The sequence below is a fragment of the Blautia sp. DFI.1.216 genome (assembly GCF_020594215.1).
In the GTDB taxonomy this organism is placed as follows: Bacteria; Bacillota; Clostridia; order Lachnospirales; family Lachnospiraceae; genus Blautia_A; species Blautia_A wexlerae.
In genome coordinates, this window is record NZ_JAJDML010000015.1 from 31,450 (window position 1) to 44,410 (window position 12,961).

General features: G+C 41.3%; 23 protein-coding genes. All 23 read right to left on the minus strand.

The annotated features are described in order from the left end of the window. Positions 1-6: 6 nt before the first annotated feature. Positions 7-1,323 (minus strand): preprotein translocase subunit SecY, encoded by a 1,317-nt coding sequence (secY, locus tag LJE11_RS07755; protein WP_008707275.1) that lies wholly within the window; start codon positions 1,321-1,323, stop codon positions 7-9. Next, the gene (gene rplO, locus LJE11_RS07760; protein WP_008707274.1) at positions 1,323-1,763 is read right to left on the minus strand and encodes a 50S ribosomal protein L15; all 441 of its coding nucleotides are present in this window, start codon (positions 1,761-1,763) and stop codon (positions 1,323-1,325) included. The genes secY and rplO overlap by 1 nt, the downstream gene beginning before the upstream one ends. A 143-nt stretch (positions 1,764-1,906) precedes the next feature. Continuing rightward, positions 1,907-2,089 (minus strand): 50S ribosomal protein L30, encoded by a 183-nt coding sequence (gene rpmD, locus LJE11_RS07765; protein WP_008707273.1) that lies wholly within the window; start codon positions 2,087-2,089, stop codon positions 1,907-1,909. Between the two features lie 15 nt (positions 2,090-2,104). Beyond that, the gene (gene rpsE / locus LJE11_RS07770) at positions 2,105-2,614 is read right to left on the minus strand and encodes a 30S ribosomal protein S5 (RefSeq protein ID WP_008707272.1); all 510 of its coding nucleotides are present in this window, start codon (positions 2,612-2,614) and stop codon (positions 2,105-2,107) included. Positions 2,615-2,632: 18 nt separating this feature from the next. Then, positions 2,633-3,001, minus strand: a complete 369-nt coding sequence (gene rplR / locus LJE11_RS07775) for a 50S ribosomal protein L18 (protein ID WP_008707271.1) — start codon at positions 2,999-3,001, stop codon at positions 2,633-2,635. Positions 3,002-3,018: 17 nt separating this feature from the next. After that, positions 3,019-3,558 carry a 50S ribosomal protein L6 gene (rplF, locus tag LJE11_RS07780; RefSeq protein ID WP_025579624.1) on the minus strand — a complete coding sequence of 180 codons (540 nt, stop codon included), beginning with the start codon at positions 3,556-3,558 and terminating at the stop codon, positions 3,019-3,021. A gap of 88 nt (positions 3,559-3,646) precedes the next feature. Beyond that, positions 3,647-4,048: a 30S ribosomal protein S8 gene (gene rpsH, locus LJE11_RS07785; RefSeq protein ID WP_008707269.1), complete on the minus strand. Its 402-nt coding sequence runs from the start codon at positions 4,046-4,048 to the stop codon at positions 3,647-3,649. A gap of 143 nt (positions 4,049-4,191) precedes the next feature. Next, positions 4,192-4,377 (minus strand): type Z 30S ribosomal protein S14, encoded by a 186-nt coding sequence (locus tag LJE11_RS07790; RefSeq protein ID WP_008707268.1) that lies wholly within the window; start codon positions 4,375-4,377, stop codon positions 4,192-4,194. 15 nt (positions 4,378-4,392) lie between these two features. After that, positions 4,393-4,932 carry a 50S ribosomal protein L5 gene (gene rplE / locus LJE11_RS07795; protein WP_008707267.1) on the minus strand — a complete coding sequence of 180 codons (540 nt, stop codon included), beginning with the start codon at positions 4,930-4,932 and terminating at the stop codon, positions 4,393-4,395. A gap of 21 nt (positions 4,933-4,953) precedes the next feature. Then, positions 4,954-5,265, minus strand: a complete 312-nt coding sequence (gene rplX, locus LJE11_RS07800) for a 50S ribosomal protein L24 (protein ID WP_008707266.1) — start codon at positions 5,263-5,265, stop codon at positions 4,954-4,956. Positions 5,266-5,276: 11 nt separating this feature from the next. Continuing rightward, positions 5,277-5,645, minus strand: coding sequence for a 50S ribosomal protein L14 (gene rplN / locus LJE11_RS07805; RefSeq protein WP_161276173.1), 369 nt, complete (start codon positions 5,643-5,645; stop codon positions 5,277-5,279). A 13-nt stretch (positions 5,646-5,658) separates the two neighbouring features. After that, on the minus strand, positions 5,659-5,913 hold the full coding sequence (rpsQ, locus tag LJE11_RS07810) for a 30S ribosomal protein S17 (protein WP_008707264.1): 255 nt from the start codon (positions 5,911-5,913) through the stop codon (positions 5,659-5,661). 15 nt (positions 5,914-5,928) lie between these two features. Further along, a complete protein-coding gene (gene rpmC / locus LJE11_RS07815) occupies positions 5,929-6,138 on the minus strand; it encodes a 50S ribosomal protein L29 (RefSeq protein WP_020994114.1) in 210 nt (69 codons plus the stop codon). Then, positions 6,128-6,565 carry a 50S ribosomal protein L16 gene (gene rplP, locus LJE11_RS07820; RefSeq protein ID WP_008707261.1) on the minus strand — a complete coding sequence of 146 codons (438 nt, stop codon included), beginning with the start codon at positions 6,563-6,565 and terminating at the stop codon, positions 6,128-6,130. Before rplP ends, rpmC begins: the two co-directional genes overlap by 11 nt. Beyond that, on the minus strand, positions 6,565-7,221 hold the full coding sequence (gene rpsC / locus LJE11_RS07825; protein WP_008707259.1) for a 30S ribosomal protein S3: 657 nt from the start codon (positions 7,219-7,221) through the stop codon (positions 6,565-6,567). The genes rplP and rpsC overlap by 1 nt, the downstream gene beginning before the upstream one ends. A gap of 11 nt (positions 7,222-7,232) precedes the next feature. Continuing rightward, positions 7,233-7,622 carry a 50S ribosomal protein L22 gene (gene rplV, locus LJE11_RS07830; protein WP_008707257.1) on the minus strand — a complete coding sequence of 130 codons (390 nt, stop codon included), beginning with the start codon at positions 7,620-7,622 and terminating at the stop codon, positions 7,233-7,235. Positions 7,623-7,710: 88 nt separating this feature from the next. Next, positions 7,711-7,992: a 30S ribosomal protein S19 gene (gene rpsS, locus LJE11_RS07835; protein WP_008707255.1), complete on the minus strand. Its 282-nt coding sequence runs from the start codon at positions 7,990-7,992 to the stop codon at positions 7,711-7,713. A gap of 15 nt (positions 7,993-8,007) precedes the next feature. Continuing rightward, positions 8,008-8,853 carry a 50S ribosomal protein L2 gene (gene rplB, locus LJE11_RS07840; protein WP_008707253.1) on the minus strand — a complete coding sequence of 282 codons (846 nt, stop codon included), beginning with the start codon at positions 8,851-8,853 and terminating at the stop codon, positions 8,008-8,010. Between the two features lie 194 nt (positions 8,854-9,047). Continuing rightward, positions 9,048-9,347, minus strand: a complete 300-nt coding sequence (rplW, locus tag LJE11_RS07845; RefSeq protein ID WP_008707251.1) for a 50S ribosomal protein L23 — start codon at positions 9,345-9,347, stop codon at positions 9,048-9,050. Further along, on the minus strand, positions 9,347-9,967 hold the full coding sequence (gene rplD, locus LJE11_RS07850; RefSeq protein ID WP_008707249.1) for a 50S ribosomal protein L4: 621 nt from the start codon (positions 9,965-9,967) through the stop codon (positions 9,347-9,349). The genes rplW and rplD overlap by 1 nt, the downstream gene beginning before the upstream one ends. Before the next feature lie 21 nt (positions 9,968-9,988). Further along, entirely contained in the window at positions 9,989-10,621 is a 633-nt protein-coding gene (gene rplC, locus LJE11_RS07855) for a 50S ribosomal protein L3 (protein WP_008707247.1), read from the minus strand. A 96-nt stretch (positions 10,622-10,717) separates the two neighbouring features. Beyond that, a complete protein-coding gene (rpsJ, locus tag LJE11_RS07860) occupies positions 10,718-11,035 on the minus strand; it encodes a 30S ribosomal protein S10 (protein WP_008707245.1) in 318 nt (105 codons plus the stop codon). A 651-nt stretch (positions 11,036-11,686) separates the two neighbouring features. Further along, positions 11,687-12,832: a hypothetical protein gene (locus tag LJE11_RS07865; RefSeq protein ID WP_008707244.1), complete on the minus strand. Its 1,146-nt coding sequence runs from the start codon at positions 12,830-12,832 to the stop codon at positions 11,687-11,689. Between the last annotated feature and the right edge of the window lie 129 nt (positions 12,833-12,961).

A 12,961-nucleotide genomic window follows, 5' to 3' on the forward strand; every position in this document is an offset into this window, starting at 1 on the left:
TCATTTTTAATTGTTCAGAAAGCCTTTGTAATTACGTACGAGAAGCTGTGACTCAATCTGTTTCACAGTTTCGAGGATAACACCAACAATAATGATGATAGATGTACCACCGAATGAAACATTCGCTCCGAATACACCATTAAAGATGAACGGAATCACGCACACAATGATAAGACCTACTGCACCTATAAATATAATATAATTTAAGATATTAGTCAAATAGTCTGACGTAGGTTTTCCAGGACGAATACCCGGAATAAATCCACCCTGCTTTTTGATATTATCTGCAACTTCCAGAGGATTGAATGTAATGGAAGTGTAGAAATATGCAAAGAAAACACAAAGTACGATGTAAAGAACCAATCCCCATGTATACTGGAGCTGTTTCGGATTACACCAGTTATTGGAAGAAAGACCACGAATAATCTCACTTCCGATTCCTGTACCATTACCTTTTCCTGTTAACTGCGCAATGACAGCCGGGAAAGACATAATGGAGGATGCAAAGATTACCGGGATAACACCGGCGGTGTTAACCTTCAGCGGAATATTGGTGGACTGACCGCCCATCAGCTTTCTTCCAACCATTTTCTTGGAATACTGAACCGGAATTCTTCTCTCTGCTCCGTTAAGGATAAGTACCAGAACTACTACCAGAAGAATAACGGCTGCAATGATCAGTCCTGCAAGAGTACCCTTTGCAATCGTTTTTCCTTTAATAAAGTTCTCATACAGTAATGTCAGGTCGCTTGGTACTCTGGAAATGATATTAATGGTAAGTACGATGGAAATACCATTTCCAACGCCTTTTTCCGTAATACGCTCACCGAGCCACATCAGCATAGCTGAACCGGCTGTAAGGCAGGCAACAACTACAACACCTTTAAAGAAGTCCAGATTCGGAATCATACCCTGACGTCCGAATCCGATTGCCATTGCGATTGACTCAAATAAAGCAAGACCTACGGTCACATAACGTGTGATCGCAGTCATCTTCTTTCTTCCCTCTTCACCATCTCTCTGCATTTCTTCCAGTGCCGGAATTGCAATGGTAAGAAGCTGAATGATAATGGAAGATGTAATATATGGTGTGATGTTTAATGCGAAAATTGACATTCTTTCAAATGAACCACCGGTAAATGCATCAAAGAAATTGAATGCATCACCGGCATTGCTGCTGAACCACTGTTTGAAGAAATCACTGTCAACTCCCGGTACCGGAATCTGGCAGCCGATACGGATGATAAAAATCATCCATATCAGATACAACAGCTTGCGTCTCATTTCTTTCACTCTAAAAACATTTTTAAGAGTTTCAAACATTAGATCACCTCTACTGTACCACCAGCAGCTTCAATTTTTGATTTTGCAGTCTCGCTGACAGCATTTACTTTGACATTAAGTTTCTTTGTCAGCTCACCGTTTCCAAGAATTTTAACGCCATCAGCGATCTTGGAGATTGCACCGCTTGCAAGTAAGCTTTCTGCTGTAACTTCTGCACCATCTTCAAAACGGTTCAGTACGTCAACGTTGATTGCAATAATCTCTTTTGTATTTCTGTTTTTGAATCCTCTCTTAGGCAGACGTCTGTATAAAGGCATCTGACCACCTTCAAATCCCGGTTTCTTGTGACCGGAACGAGCTAACTGTCCTTTGTGTCCTTTACCGGCTGTTTTACCGTTTCCAGAACCATGTCCACGGCCTCTTCTGAAGTTATCGCTGTGCTTAGAACCTTCTGCTGGTCTTAAGTTTGATAATTCCATGTTGGCACCTCCTTATTATTATTTCAAATCTATAAGTTCAGATTGTATTGTGTCTGAATATGTTTCTGTATGCTCCTGCCATTCTCTGCGAATAACAGGTTCATATCAGATCCATATCAGAATTCTCTCTGGTTAAATCGCAATTAAGCTTCTTCAACCTTTACCAGGTGCTGTACCTGCTGAATCATTCCTCTTGTTGCTGCATTATCCGGCATTTCAACTGTTTTGTGCATTTTTGTAAGACCCATAGCTGCAACAGTTTTTTTGTGTTTCGGAACTGCACCAATAGGAGATTTTACTAATGTAACTTTTAATGTGTTTGCCATTTTTGTATTTCCTCCTTAAGCCAGAATCTCATCAACAGATTTTCCGCGAAGTCTAGCAACTTCTTCCGGAGTTTTTAACTGTCTTAAGCCTTCGATTGTTGCAAGAACAACGTTCTGTTTGTTTCTGGATCCCATACATTTTGTACGGATGTTTTTGATACCAGCTAACTCGATTACCGCACGGGCAGGACCGCCGGCGATAACTCCAGTACCTTCCGGAGCTCTCTTCAGAAGCATTTCAGCGCTTCCGTATTTTCCAACGAAGTCATGTGTAATAGAGTTGTTTTCGTCTCTTGCTACTGTTACTAATTTCTTAATAGCATCCTCTTTTCCTTTGCGGATCGCTTCAGGAATTTCGGCTGCTTTACCTAAACCTGCACCAACGTGTCCGTTGCCGTCACCTACAACAACTAAAGCTGTGAAACGGAAGTTACGACCACCTTTAACAACCTTGGTAACACGCTTGATTGATACTACTTTATCTTCTAATTCTAACTGACTAGCATCAATAAGATTACGTTTCATGTGTTTCGCTCCTCCTTATTAGAATTTCAGCCCAGCTTCTCTTGCTGCGTCTGCCAGTGCTTTAACTTTACCGTGGTAGATATAGCCTCCTCTGTCGAAAACAACGCTTTCGATGCCAGCTTCAACAGCTTTCTTACCAATAACGGTTCCTAAATGTGCAGCTGCTGCTACATCATCAGTGTTCTCTAACTCAGCTCTTACTTCTTTCTGAAGAGTAGAAGCAGATACTAAAGTTTTTCCTACAGTGTCATCAATGATCTGAGCATAAATATGCTTGTTGGAACGAAATACTGCTAAACGTGGTGTTGTTGCAGTTCCGTTTAAATGATGACGTAATCTTCTATGCTTATTCTCACGAATTTTCGCTCTAGATGCCTTATTTACCATTTTCTCACCCTCCTGAATTATTTCTTACCAGTCTTACCAACTTTACGTCTGATAACTTCATCAACATACTTAATACCTTTACCTTTGTATGGCTCAGGTCTTCTCTTGTCTCTGATCTCAGCTGCAAACTGGCCGACTTTTTCTTTGCTGATACCGGATACGATAATCTTGTTACCATCTACTTTGGTTTCGATTCCGTCTGGATCTTCCATTTCTACCGGATGAGAATATCCAAGGCTAAGCACAAGCTTTTTGCCCTGTTTTGCTGCTTTATAACCTACACCGTTAACTTCAAGCTCTTTTGTATAGCCTTCGCTTACACCAACAACCATGTTGTGGATCAAGCTTCTTGTTAAACCGTGAAGAGATTTCATTTTCTTTAAGTCGTTTGGTCTGGATACTACTACATGACCATCTTCGACTTTGATTTCCATTTCTGTAGGAAGTGCTCTTTCGAGAGTTCCTTTTGGTCCTTTTACAGTTACTACGTTGCCTTCAGCGACAGTTACTTCTACGCCTGCAGGAATAGCAACCGGAAGTCTACCAATTCGTGACATATGTTTGTCCTCCTTACTTAGATTATCGGAGAGGATGTTTCATCCTCTCTGTTTTCAGTTTGTTCTCTATAAAAAATCTTGGTTCAAATTACCAAACGAATGCTAATACTTCGCCGCCAACCTGAAGTTTACGAGCTTCTTTATCAGTAATAACACCTTTGTTTGTAGAAAGAATTGCGATTCCAAGTCCACCAAGAACTTTTGGAAGCTGATCCTTACCTGCGTAGATACGAAGACCAGGTTTGGAAATTCTCTTTAAACCAGTGATGATTTTTTCGTTTTTGTCTTCACCGTATTTCAGTGTGATATGAAGAGTTTTAACAACTCCATCTTCAACTAAATCATATTTTGCAATATATCCTTCATCAACAAGGATGTTAGCAATTGCAGTTTTCATTTTGGATGCCGGAACATCTACTGTGTCATGTTTTGCAGTGTTTGCGTTACGGATTCTTGTAAGCATATCTGCGATTGGATCGCTCATTGTCATGTTAGTTTCCTCCTGTTATTCAGACTTTACATGTGCATATATATTAATTGTTTACATTGTTACCTGTTTTATCATAAATCTCGTTTGGACATATGATCGGACTGATAAATCAGCCGATCGTTTATTTTATTTAAATCCGGTTCCTACCAGGAAGCCTTCTTAACACCCGGGATCTGTCCCTTGTAAGCTAATTCACGGAAGCAGATTCTGCAGATTCCGTACTTTCTTAAAACAGAATGTGGACGTCCACAAATATTGCAACGTGTATATTCTCTTGTGGAGAATTTCTGTTTACGCTGCTGTTTGATTTTCATTGCTGTTTTAGCCATGAATCGTTCCTCCTATTATTTTGCAAACGGCATATTGAATAATGTCAGTAATTCACGAGCTTCTTCATCAGTCTTAGCTGTAGTAACGAAGATGATGTCCATACCTCTTACTTTGTCAACTTTGTCATATTCAACTTCCGGGAAGATCAGCTGCTCTTTGATACCCAGAGCGTAGTTTCCACGACCATCGAATGCGTTCGGGTTAACACCACGGAAGTCACGTACACGAGGAAGTGCAAGGTTGATCAGACGATCAGCGAACTCGTACATTTTTTCTCCTCTTAATGTAACTTTACAACCGATCGGCATACCCTCTCTGATTTTAAAGTTAGCGACAGATTTTTTAGCTTTAGTAGCGATTGCTTTCTGTCCTGTGATAAGTTCCATATCTGCGATTGCAGCATCAAGAAGCTTAGCGTTTTCTTTGGCTTCACCAACACCCATATTGATTACGATCTTGTCGAGTTTTGGCACTTCCATAACATTTTTGTATCCAAATTTTTTGGTCATGGCATCCATGATCTCATTTTTGTACATTTCTTTTAATCTACTCACTTGTCATGCCTCCTCTCTTAATTAATCGATAACCTTACCGGTCTTTTTAGCAACGCGGACTTTTTTGTCGCCGTCCATCTGGAATCCTACTCTTGTAGCCTGTCCATCAACAACCAGCATAACGTTGGAGATGTGCAGTGGAGCTTCTTTTGTAATGATTCCGCCCTGCTGATTTGCAGCAGATGGTTTGCTGTGTTTTGTAACTTTGTTGATATTCTCAACAACAACGGTATTGTCTTTTGCGTTAACTGCAAGGACTTTACCCTCTTTGCCATTATCTTTACCAGCGATAACTTTTACAGTATCACCTTTTTTAATTTTCATAGCTGACATTAGGCACCCTCCTATAATACTTCCGGAGCTAAGGAAACGATCTTCATGAATTTCTTTTCACGAAGCTCTCTGGCAACTGGTCCAAAGATACGTGTTCCTCTCGGAGTTAAGTCGTCTTTAATGATTACGGCAGCATTTTCATCGAAACGGATGTAAGATCCGTCTTTACGACGAGCGCCTTTTTTAGTTCTAACTACAACAGCTTTTACAACGTCACCTTTTTTAACAACGCCGCCTGGTGTTGCATCTTTAACAGTAGCAATGATTGTATCGCCAATGCTTGCATATCTTCTTGTAGAGCCGCCCATAACACGAATACAAAGGATTTCTTTTGCACCAGTGTTGTCGGCAACTTTCAGTCTAGTTTCCTGCTGGATCATACTGGTTTCCTCCTTATTTAACTTTCTCTACGATTTCAACCAGTCTCCATCTTTTATCCTTGGATAACGGTCTGGTTTCCATAACTTTTACGGTATCACCGATATTGCACTCATTGTTTTCGTCATGAGCTTTTAATTTATATGTTCTCTTCACGATCTTTTTGTAAAGAGGATGTTTTACATGGTCTTCAATAGCAACTACAATGGTCTTGTCCATCTTATTGCTGACAACCTTACCCACGCGGGTTTTTCTCAGATTTCTTTCCACGATAGTTTCCTCCTATTATTTGGAAGCGTTAGCCTGCTCAGTAATTACTGTCTGGATTCTTGCAATGTTCTTGCGAACCTCTTTAATGCGGCTTGTATTCTCTAATTGATTAGTTGCATTCTGAAATCTCAGATTGAAAAGTTCTTTTTTAGCAGCTACTAATTCTTCATTTAATTCTGCAGCTGATTTTGCCTTTAAATCTTCCACGAATTTATTAATTTTCACTGTTATCACCGCCTTCTAAGTCTGCACGAGAAACGATTTTACATTTACATGGTAACTTGTGCATCGCAAGACGTAATGCTTCACGAGCGATTTCCTCGGAAACGCCTGCGATTTCGAACATTACACGTCCTGGCTTAACAACTGCTACCCAGTATTCGAGAGCACCTTTTCCGGAACCCATTCGTGTTTCTGCTGGTTTCGCTGTTACTGGTTTATCTGGGAAAATCTTGATCCAAACCTGACCACCACGTTTGATATAACGAGTCATAGCAACACGGGCTGCTTCGATCTGGTTGGAACGGATCCAACACGGTTCGGTTGCAACAAGTCCGAATTCACCATAATTGATCTTATTACCTCTAAGGGCTTTTCCTCTCATGGAGCCACGGAATTGTTTACGACGTTTTACTCTTTTTGGCATTAACATTATTTATCGCTCCCTTCCTTAGTTCCTTTTGTTGGAAGTACTTCGCCATTGTAGACCCAAGCTTTTACGCCAACTTTGCCGTATGTTGTGTCTGCTTCTGCGAATCCATAGTCAATATCTGCACGAAGTGTCTGAAGCGGGATAGTTCCTTCGCTGTAGAACTCTGTACGAGCCATATCAGCACCGCCAAGACGTCCGGATACGGATGTTTTGATACCTTTAGCTCCGGCCTTCATTGTTCTCTGCATTGTAGATTTCATAGCACGTCTGAAAGAGATACGGTTCTCAAGCTGAAGTGCGATATTCTCTGCTACTAACTGAGCGTCTTTGTCTGGTCTCTTTACTTCTTTGATATCTACGATAAGTTTCTTGTCTGTGAATTTCTTTAATTCAGCTTTAACTTTTTCAATCTCAGCTCCGCCTTTACCGATTACGATACCAGGTTTAGCTGTGTAGATGATGATCTTAACTCTGTCAGATGCTCTCTCGATCTCGATCTTGGAAACACCTGCGCTGTATAATTTCTTTTTAAGGAATGTTCTGATGTTGTAGTCTTCTACCAGGTAATCAGCGAAGTCTGCATCAGCATACCATCTTGAATCCCAATCCTTGATAACACCGACTCTAAGGCCATGTGGGTTAACTTTCTGTCCCATGCTTTTCCTCCTTATCTTTCATCCAGCACGATGGTGATATGGCTTGTTCTCTTCTCGATTCTGTAAGCTCTACCCTGTGCTCTTGGCTGAATTCTCTTCATTGTAGGTCCTTTATCTGCATAGCAGGCTGCAACGTAGAGGTTGTCTGCATTCATTCCGTTGTTGTTTTCAGCATTTGCAATTGCTGACTCAAGAAGTTTCTTGATAACGCTGGAAGCGTATCTTGGGTTGTATGTTAAGATACCAAGTGCTGTCTGCACATCTTTACCGCGGATTACATCTAACACGTAGCAGGCTTTCTGAACAGAAATTCTTGCATAAGATAATTTTGCAGACGGTCTTGTCTCTCTATTACTCTCATTTCTGGCTCTTTTTATCTGGCTTCTATGTCCCTTTGCCATTTTAAAGTGCCTCCTTTCCTCTTTCTCTCAATATCAGGTTAACCTGTCCGCTGTCTTGTGGGCAGCAGACAGAATATAAAGTCAAATACTAGCGAACACCGGATTTCTTTTCGTCTTTTCCGTGTCCTCTGTAAGTTCTGGTTGCAACGAACTCACCGAGTTTGTGGCCAACCATATCTTCTGTTACATATACCGGCACGTGTTTTCTTCCGTCATGGACAGCGATTGTGTGTCCTACGAAGGACGGGAAGATTGTAGAACGGCGTGACCAGGTTTTGATAACGGATTTGTCATTTGCAGCGTTTAATGCGTCTACTTTTTTAAGTAAGCTGGCATCTGCAAAAGGTCCTTTTTTCAGTGAACGAGACATGCTTAATCCTCCTTATTATTTCGATAATGCTTTTCCATCGCGTCTTCTTACGATGAGCTTGTTGGACGGTTTGTTTTTCTTTCTTGTCTTCAGACCAAGAGCAGGTTTTCCCCATGGAGTACATGGACCTGGACGACCGATACCGGTCTTTCCTTCACCACCACCATGTGGATGGTCATTCGGGTTCATTACGGAACCACGAACAGTAGGTCTGATACCCATGTTACGTTTACGTCCGGCTTTACCGATGTTAATCAGGTTGTGATCTCCGTTTCCGACAACGCCTACAGATGCGCGGCATACGATCGGAACCATTCTCATTTCACCAGATGGCAGACGCAGTGTTGCGTATTTGCCTTCTTTAGCCATTAACTGAGCGCCGTTTCCAGCAGAACGAACCATCTGTCCGCCCTTTCCAGGATGAAGCTCAATGTTGTGTACCATAGTACCAACCGGGATAAGCTCTAATGGTAAGCAGTTACCAACACGAACTTCTGCATCAGCTCCGTTCATAACTTTCTGACCTACTTTTAAGCCTTCCGGTGCAAGGATATATGCTTTCTCGCCATCTACATAAGAGATTAAAGCGATGTTTGCTGTTCTGTTTGGATCATACTCGATGGAAACTACTGTTGCAGGGATTCCATCTTTTCTTCTCTTGAAGTCGATGATTCTGTATTTTCTTCTGCTTCCGCCTCCGCGGTGTCTAACTGTAATCTTACCCTGGTTGTTACGTCCAGCGTTTTTCTTTAAAGACACGGTAAGAGATTTCTCTGGTGTAGATTTTGTGATCTCTGAGAAATCGGAACCAGTCATATGTCTTCTAGACGGTGTATATGGGTTATAACTTTTGATTCCCATTTTTGTTCTCCTTTCAAATTTGTCCTCACGCTTTTGAATGCGTATACTCGCGATAATCAGAGTGCCGAGGATTCATAAGAAGCAGACCGTCATGCTTGCATGTAAGGTCGGATTCTTGTGAAGACTCATAAGCGTGTAACGCGGCTGAGGAAGCAAAGCTTCCGAAGTGGCACTCATACCGCATGGGCTATCAATTAAAGTCCTTCGAAGATTTCGATATCTTTGCTGTCTTCTGTCAGAGCTACGATAGCTTTTTTGGTTTTAGCAGTTGTTCCAACTGTCATACCACGGCGTTTTTTCTTTCCATCCATATTCATGGTGTTAACGCTCTTTACTTTTGTTCCTTCGAACATTTTCTCTACAGCTTCTTTGATCTGAGATTTGTTTGCTTCCGGATGAACTAAGAAAGTGTATTTCTTTTCAGCCATTGCATTCATAGATTTTTCTGTAATCACTGGTTTCTTGATTACGTCATAGTACTTGATATCAGCCATTATGCATATACCTCCTCGATGGATGCTACAGCATCTTTGGTTACGATTACGGTGTTGTGGTTCATAACATCGTATACGTTGATAGTACTTGGAGTTGCAGTCTGAACATCAGTGATGTTTCTTGCGGAAAGGATTACGTTCTTGTCATCTGTTGCTGTGATAACCAGAGCTTTCTCAGCTTTCAGGTTTGTAAGAACTTTCTGCATTTCCTTTGTCTTAACATCTGCTAATGTAAGAGCATCAACAACTACTAATTTATTGTCCTGAACTTTGGAAGTCAGAGCAGATTTTAAAGCAGCTCTTCTTTCTTTCTTGTTCATTTTTACTTCATAATCTCTTGGTACCGGAGCGAATACAACACCGCCGCCAGTCCACTGTGGTGCACGGATGGAACCCTGTCTAGCATGACCTGTTCCTTTCTGTCTCCACGGTTTTCTTCCGCCGCCGCTTACTTCAGAACGTGTTTTAGCTTTCTGAGTACCCTGGCGATTATTTGCAAGCTGACGAACAACAGCAAGGTGAACAAGATGCTCATTGACTTCTACGCCGAATACTGCATCATTCAGTTCCATTGTTCCAACTTCGTTGCCTTCCATATTATAAACAGTTACGTTTGCCATTTGTGTGCTCCTCCTTTCTTATTATAAGGACTTTACTGTCTCTTTGATAGTAACCAAAGATTTCTTAGGTCCTGGAACAGCACCTTTAACTAACAGTAAGTTATTTTCTGTATCTACGCGTACAATCTCAAGGTTCTGTACAGTAACCTGAACATTTCCCATATGACCTGGCATGTGTTTTCCTTTGAATACCTTGCTCGGATCAGAACAAGCACCATTGGAACCTGCATGACGGTGATATTTGGAACCGTGAGCCATAGGTCCTCTTGACTGACCATGTCTCTTGATCGCACCCTGGAAACCTTTACCTTTGGAAACAGCTGTTGCATCAATGTGATCGCCGTCTGCAAAGATATCAGCTTTAATTTCCTGTCCTACTGTATATTCAGCAGCGTTATCAAATCTGAACTCTTTAACGAATCTCTTTACTGCAACGCCAGCTTTGTCAAAGTGTCCTTTTTCCGGTTTGTTAACAAGGCTTTCTCTGATGTCTCCGAATCCAACCTGAACTGCTTCGTATCCATCGTTCTCTTCTGTCTTAACCTGAGTTACGACACAAGGACCAGCCTGTAAAACTGTTACCGGAATCAACTGGCCGTCTTCATTGAAGATCTGAGTCATTCCGACTTTAGTAGCTAAAATAGCTTTCTTCATTCTTTCTTCCTCCTTATAGCGGATTACCGATTACCGGCAATCATATAGTAAATAGCTTAATGCTTATAGCATTATCAAATTGGGGTTGATGACTAATTATTTAGTCTTCATCTTGATATCGATGTTAACACCTGCTGGCATTTCCAGTCTTGACAGAGCATCTACTGTCTTCTGTGTTGGTGTAAGGATATCGATCAGTCTCTTATGAGTTCTCTGTTCGAACTGTTCTCTGGAATCTTTGTATTTATGAACGGCTCTTAAGATTGTAACAACCTCTTTCTTAGTTGGAAGTGGAACCGGTCCGCTTACCATTGCTCCGTTCTTTTTAACAGTCTCGATGATTTTTGCTGCTGATGCATCTACTAACTGATGATCATAAGCCTTTAATGTGATTCTCATTACCTGATTTGCCATAAAAAAAGTCTCCTCCTATTCGTACTTTTCAAGCAGTACGACAAGCGGCGACTGTACACATCTCCGTGTGTGTCTTTCGATTTTTTACCACACACGCCATCCCTGGATGGTCTTCTGAACTTGTACAGTGACTTGTCGTCAGTTTTCAAACTTGACATTCGCTCCACGGAAAACCTGCCATCTCTGCGGCAGCAACCTCGCGCTTCATTGCTATCAATGTCACAACAATTGAGAGTATACACGACCTCTCAGAAAAATGCAAGTGTTTTTTTCACTTTTTTTGATATTTTTTTGTACTTGATTCCGTACAATTTTTTTATTGAATTTGGGCTTGTATGTCGAAACAAAAAAGAATCAACTTGTCGTCAAGCGCCGTAGCCACCGCTACGCCTCATTCCTCCGCCTTGCAGCTGAAGAAATCATCCTGCGTCAATATAGCAGAAACTTAATTTTTGCTGTACTAGTGGCTTTATTATATAGAAACATTACGGAATAGTGAACGGCAAGGCCGATATCTGCAGGTCTGCTGACGCAGGACTTCACGATATGATGGAGATCGGATTGTCTGCAGTAAAAAGAACGTGTTCCTTCTATATTATATATAGGAAGAAACACGTTCTTTTCATCGTCATATTTTTTCAATCTCTTATTTTATTCTTCAGCAGTCTGTTTCTGCGGATAGACCGGCTTCTCATCCGCAATGATATCGGAATAATCAAATAATGTAACCTTTGTAACATCGTCTCTCACAATATCCGGCGCATCGCCCTGACTTCTGGCTGTCTCGGCAATCTGTGCTGCCGACCATGTCGGAATTACCATACGCCTGATTTCTTCCTGTGCGTTTCCTTCTGTTTCCTCTGCTTCTACCGGTTTTCTATCCGAAGCATTCATCATCTGTTTCAGCTGCTCTTTTACCTGAGGCACGATTACTTCTGTCTTTCCGGAAACAGGCTCCATATGTATATCACCTGCATCCGGTTTCGTCTGTACAGATTCTTCCTGCTTTACCGGTACATCCGCCGTAGCTGCTGCAATCTCTTTTCTGAGAAGTTCATGGGCTTCGCTTGTCGCAGTCTGAATTGTTTCCGGCTGCGCAGGCTTCACAGGTTCCAATTCATCTTCATAGATTTCATCCACAAAACCGCCTGTTTTAATTTTCTTTCGTTCCGGAGCCTTTCCTTTCCTGCGTGCCCTTTCCTCTTTCTTAATCTGGCGTTCCTCTTCTTTATAACGCTTCTCTCTTGCCTTCTCTTCTCTCTTAAGTTCCTTCTTGCTCTTAACATATCCGGGTTCTGTATCTGTTTCATCATAATCATCCTGCGGTTCTTTTTTCAGAAGTTCCGCAACTATATACAGAATTACCAGGAAAAGGACGGCAAGTCCGAGAATAATAAGTCCCTCAATGCTTTCTGTTGCAAGAAGGAGATATCCTGCATATCCTACTGTGATCACAACCTTCGGTATGTAATCCTTCACCTCAACGGCAACAGGTTCTGCATCTTTGTCACTGGAATCTATCACCTTAAAAATATGATTCTTTTTATCCATTTCCGTAATCATATAACGGTATGCTTTAGAATCAGTCTGATACAGAATAGAATCACCAACCGCTGCCTCTTTGATCTTTACCGGAATTGCATAAGTAACCGATCCCATGGGCAGATTCGTTTCTTTGCCGGAATCATCCATAATCTCTGTCGTAATTCCCAAAAACGGCGGAACTGCCAGCCCGACAACACAGACAATGGTGCATATCACTATAAAATGTACAATAAATTTCAGAAATTTTGACATTTGTTACGCTCCTCATTTCTACTCTTTTCGCTCATTATACCCTGTTTTATCTTTATGGTCAATCTAATGTTATTGTTATGGCAATGAAATTGATTGCTGTGTTACTGTTCACTTTGTTCACAGTAACAT

Coding starts and splice junctions, on each gene's coding strand:
- rplD (WP_008707249.1), bottom strand. CDS start 9,967: ATGGCAAACGTAACTGTTTATAATATGGAAGGCAACGAAGTTGGAACA.
- rpsE (WP_008707272.1), bottom strand. CDS start 2,614: ATGAAACGTAATCTTATTGATGCTAGTCAGTTAGAATTAGAAGATAAA.
- LJE11_RS07790 (WP_008707268.1), bottom strand. CDS start 4,377: ATGGCTAAAACAGCAATGAAAATCAAACAGCAGCGTAAACAGAAATTC.
- rpmD (WP_008707273.1), bottom strand. CDS start 2,089: ATGGCAAACACATTAAAAGTTACATTAGTAAAATCTCCTATTGGTGCA.
- rplP (WP_008707261.1), bottom strand. CDS start 6,565: ATGTTAATGCCAAAAAGAGTAAAACGTCGTAAACAATTCCGTGGCTCC.
- rplR (WP_008707271.1), bottom strand. CDS start 3,001: ATGGTAAATAAGGCATCTAGAGCGAAAATTCGTGAGAATAAGCATAGA.
- rplX (WP_008707266.1), bottom strand. CDS start 5,265: ATGTCAGCTATGAAAATTAAAAAAGGTGATACTGTAAAAGTTATCGCT.
- rplO (WP_008707274.1), bottom strand. CDS start 1,763: ATGGAATTATCAAACTTAAGACCAGCAGAAGGTTCTAAGCACAGCGAT.
- rpsH (WP_008707269.1), bottom strand. CDS start 4,048: ATGACAATGAGCGATCCAATCGCAGATATGCTTACAAGAATCCGTAAC.
- rpsC (WP_008707259.1), bottom strand. CDS start 7,221: ATGGGACAGAAAGTTAACCCACATGGCCTTAGAGTCGGTGTTATCAAG.
- rpsS (WP_008707255.1), bottom strand. CDS start 7,992: ATGTCTCGTTCACTGAAAAAAGGACCTTTTGCAGATGCCAGCTTACTT.
- rplN (WP_161276173.1), bottom strand. CDS start 5,645: ATGATCCAGCAGGAAACTAGACTGAAAGTTGCCGACAACACTGGTGCA.
- rplV (WP_008707257.1), bottom strand. CDS start 7,622: ATGGCAAAGGGACATAGAAGCCAGATAAAAAGAGCCAGAAATGAGAGT.
- rpsJ (WP_008707245.1), bottom strand. CDS start 11,035: ATGGCAAATCAGGTAATGAGAATCACATTAAAGGCTTATGATCATCAG.
- rplW (WP_008707251.1), bottom strand. CDS start 9,347: ATGGCTGATATCAAGTACTATGACGTAATCAAGAAACCAGTGATTACA.
- rplB (WP_008707253.1), bottom strand. CDS start 8,853: ATGGGAATCAAAAGTTATAACCCATATACACCGTCTAGAAGACATATG.
- rplF (WP_025579624.1), bottom strand. CDS start 3,558: ATGTCACGAATTGGTAGACTTCCGGTTGCTATTCCTGCAGGCGTAGAA.
- LJE11_RS07865 (WP_008707244.1), bottom strand. CDS start 12,832: ATGTCAAAATTTCTGAAATTTATTGTACATTTTATAGTGATATGCACC.
- rplC (WP_008707247.1), bottom strand. CDS start 10,621: ATGAAGAAAGCTATTTTAGCTACTAAAGTCGGAATGACTCAGATCTTC.
- secY (WP_008707275.1), bottom strand. CDS start 1,323: ATGTTTGAAACTCTTAAAAATGTTTTTAGAGTGAAAGAAATGAGACGC.